General features: G+C 65.0%; 2 protein-coding genes. Both read left to right on the top strand.

Features of this window, described 5'->3' with window-relative positions; translation table 11 throughout:
* The first annotated feature begins 81 nt into the window (after window positions 1-81).
* On the top strand, window positions 82-669 hold the full coding sequence (locus tag EN990_RS35180; protein WP_127368929.1) for a sarcosine oxidase subunit gamma: 588 nt from the start codon (window positions 82-84) through the stop codon (window positions 667-669).
* 173 nt (window positions 670-842) lie between these two features.
* On the top strand, window positions 843-1,476 hold a 634-nt coding region (locus EN990_RS35175), incomplete at its 3' end, for an MFS transporter (protein WP_127388578.1).

Raw genomic sequence — 1,476 nt, 5'->3', positions numbered from 1 at the left:
TCTCCGATCCCTTGCGCAACCGGTTCGGACCGGTCGAGATCGTCTCCAATCACTTCTTCGATCCGGACGGGAGCCGCATGCATGGTTGAGCACCAATCCCCGCTTGAGCCGGAATTTCACGTCGGCTCGCACGGCAATTTCGAGCATGGCGTCGAGATCATCCTGACCGAGGCGAGACCGGGGTCGATCGTGCAGCTCGCCGCCTGGCCCGGCGAGGAGAAGAGGCTGATCGCAGCCATCCGCACCGTCACCGGGCTGGCGCTTCCCGATGGCGCCGGCGGCGGAGTGAGCGACGGGGTCAAGTCAGTGTTCGGCTTCGCGCCGGGGAAGTTCACCGTTGCCGACGAGGCCGAAGGGCTGGCCGCTGCCTTTGCCAAGGTGGTGACCTCGGCCATCGGCACGGTGACCGATCTCTCGCACGGCCGCACCGCCATCCGCATTGCCGGGCCGAAGGCCGAATGGGTGCTGGCGAAATTCTTCGCCATCGACTTTTCGCTGCCGGCCTTTCCCAATGGCGCCGGCCGCTCGACCGCTCATCACGACGTCTTCGCCCAGATCCAGCGCACCGGCGCCGACCAGTTCGACATCTATGTCTTCCGCTCGTTTGCACGCTCGTTCTGGAAGGCGCTCTGCCACGCCAGCGAGGAAGTCGGCTACGAGGTGCAATAGGCGGCGCCGAACGGTCGCATCGCTCCTGCTTCTGGCATCAACGCCAGCCGTTTCTGCCGCTAGAGAATCAGGCCGCAGGCGCCCATGGTGCGAAAACGCGGCCGCCCAACCGGCCCAGGGATATGAAATCCCTTGTTCAAGAGTCGGCACATTCGTTTGGTTCGAACATCTCCATGACCGCAGAACTATCCGCCGGCGCCACGGATCGCGCCGATGTGCCGGCCAGAGCCTTGCTCCTGCTGCCGCTGACGGTCGCCTGCGGCGTGTTCATGACCAGCCTCGACCAGAATGTCGTGGTGACCGCGCTGCCGGGCATCAGCGAAAGCCTCGGCCGTCCGCCCAGCCAGCTCGGCCTGCTGATCACCGTCTATGTCGCCAGCCTGATCATCTCGATGCCGCTTGGCGGCTGGGCCGCCGACCGCTTCGGCCTGCGCAACGTCTACTGCTTTGCCTTGCTGGTGTTCGCCGCCTCGTCGGCGCTTTGCGGGCTGTCCGACAACATCTGGACGCTGGTTGGTGCGCGTGCGTTGCAAGGCTTCGGCGGCGCCTTGATGGGCACACTCGGCCAGGTCGTCATCCTGTCGACTTTTCCGCGCAGCCGAACGCTCAAGATCAACATGTACATCTCGCTGGCCGGCCAGTCCGGCCCGCTGGTCGGTCCGCTCGTCGGCGGTGCGCTGACCACCTTCATTTCCTGGCGCTGGATCTTCTTCATCAACGTGCCGTTCGCGCTGGCGGCGGCAATTCTTGCCGCCTCGCTGTTTCCGACGATGACCAAGCCCGTGCGCACGCCGTTCGATTTTCCGG

It is taken from the genome of Mesorhizobium sp. M7A.F.Ca.US.005.03.1.1 (assembly GCF_003997975.1).
GTDB lineage: Bacteria > Pseudomonadota > Alphaproteobacteria > Rhizobiales > Rhizobiaceae > Mesorhizobium > Mesorhizobium ciceri.
This window is presented reverse-complemented; position numbering and strand designations above follow the sequence as displayed.